General features: G+C 33.6%; 2 protein-coding genes. Both read right to left on the reverse strand.

Annotation, left to right across the window (positions count from 1 at the left end; translation table 11 throughout):
* Positions 1-1178, reverse strand: a 1178-nt coding sequence (locus tag M663_RS14505) for a hypothetical protein (protein ID WP_273702610.1), incomplete at its 3' end; no start/stop codon positions are given.
* On the reverse strand, positions 1162-1506 hold the full coding sequence (locus M663_RS15145; protein ID WP_273702611.1) for a hypothetical protein: 345 nt from the start codon (positions 1504-1506) through the stop codon (positions 1162-1164). The genes M663_RS14505 and M663_RS15145, both read right to left, overlap by 17 nt.
* Positions 1507-1532: the final 26 nt, after the last annotated feature.

Consider the following 1532-nt stretch of genomic DNA (forward strand, 5'->3'; position numbering starts at 1 on the left):
TTCATAGCCTTTTGAGGATTCTCCCATTCAAAGGAAGGCTTCATAGCATCTATCAAAAGGCTTAGTATATTTACTGCGGAAATGCCTATAAGCATTAAAACAATCAGTATTACCATACTTAAAAGGTGTATTTTAAAAAGATACCAGCCCAATACATATGTAGGAAGTATAATCACTATTGTAATAATTATACCAAAAATCCATTTTGCTTTTAACTGTAGTGCCGGCTCAACTGGCATCAACTTTGATATGTAAAACATTTTTCCTTCCCTAGAGAAGGAAGTAGAGGAAAGGCTGTTACTTCCTGCTACAAAAAGAGAAAAGAAAAGCCCTATCATCGAAACCCAAAACCAGCCGTCAGGAGCTGAGGTGTATTTTATAGCCATTTCAAGTCCAAGTTGTGGATTCCCCACAAAAGAAACAAGAAATACAAAGGGAATTATTATAGCCACAGGCAACACATTCATAGCATATACAGGAACTCTTATAAAAAGCTTCCATTCCCTTAACAATAGTGCCTTCAATAGGCTGGACCTCACTATTTCTTTTTTCAATGAAACTTCTTTTCTTTTTGCTTCAACCTCTTGCCCTGAAATTACAGCTTTTAAGTACATTTTTTGAGCAGAAACAGCCAAAACGGCTGTAAATATTATTGATACAGCGATAAACATCAAAAGATTTAAAACCCCTGACAAAGTATTATAATCCGTCATAGAAACTGCTCCCCATAAAGCAGGAGGGAAACTTCTAGATATCATCTTTGCAAGGTTAGCATTTTGCAAAATAAAATTTTCTATTGCCTGTTGTTCTCCATTTTGAGGAATCCGATTGATAAAAAATTGTATTGTAAAGAAGAAAATTAGCGCTAATATACTCACTATAACTGTATACAAGTCCTTTTTCCTTTTCAAATTTACAAATCTCATAATTAAAACAGAAGCAATTGCCGCAATAGAAAGAGGTATAATAGGTGTAAATATAAATACAATAAATGAAACGAGATAGTATAAAATTCCTGCCTGCGTGCCAATGCCATATATAAAGATTGCTGGTAGCATTAAAAATGCCAATGTAACATATTCATTCAATAAAATTATGCTATATTTTGACAAAACTAGTTTATAAGGCTGTATAGGAAGAGGAAGCAAAATATTTATATCATCAGAAAAATAAAACACGAGAAATAGTCCAAAAAAAGCCGAATACCAATGTCAAGAGCTGAGCTAAAAGAAGGACTGTCACAGGCATAAGCTGAGGCTGGTTAATTAACATGCTTGCTGCATACATGCTGTTTAAATACATTATGTACATAAAAAGCAATGTTCCACCGCCAACAGCTATTCCAAATGTAGCAAGCACTATTTCCCATAAATCTTTCTTTCTTACAAAATATTTGTATTTCATCGCGGAAATGCCATAATAAACTTTCATTTGTGTTCTTAAAAACGATAAAAACTCCCTCATTTTTCTGTCAACTCCAAGAATATTTTTTCTAAAGATTCCCATTCATGTTGGCTCTTTATCTCTTCCAT

Origin of the sequence: Thermoanaerobacter sp. A7A, from assembly GCF_000445185.1 — a bacterium.
Taxonomy (GTDB): domain Bacteria; phylum Bacillota; class Thermoanaerobacteria; order Thermoanaerobacterales; family Thermoanaerobacteraceae; genus Thermoanaerobacter.